Below are 305 nucleotides of genomic sequence, written 5' to 3'. Positions count from 1 at the left end.
TCCAATTCGGAGGGCCGCTTTGCTGGTAGGGGAACTCGCCAGACGAATCGTGGCTATTTTGGAATATGAGCCGGCACAGCATTGACAAAGGCGATGAGGCCGGTCGCTTGGTGATGCTGATCCCTTATCGAAGGGAATCCTGAATCCGCCCTAGGTGGGAGGAGAGCTTCTCGAAAGAATCCGTGGAGTTGCAGTGCTCCATGCGGCATGCCTCTTTGGAGGCAACTTCCGCATTCACCCCGGCGTTGGCGAGCAGACGCTCGAAGAAGCGGTGCTTGGCGAGGGTGGCCTCGGCGTGGCGCCCG

General features: G+C 59.7%; 1 protein-coding gene. It reads right to left on the bottom strand.

All coding sequences use genetic code 11. From position 1 onward, the window contains the following. Positions 1-124 precede the first annotated feature (124 nt). The coding region (locus NE591_RS14065; RefSeq protein ID WP_305145269.1) for an iron dependent repressor, metal binding and dimerization domain protein at positions 125-305 on the bottom strand (181 nt) is incomplete at its 5' end.

The sequence above is a fragment of the Adlercreutzia sp. DFI.6.23 genome (assembly GCF_024462535.1).
Classification (GTDB): domain Bacteria; phylum Actinomycetota; class Coriobacteriia; order Coriobacteriales; family Eggerthellaceae; genus Adlercreutzia; species Adlercreutzia rubneri.
The sequence above is the reverse complement of the archived record's forward strand: the minus strand, read 5'-3'. Positions and strand labels throughout refer to the sequence as shown.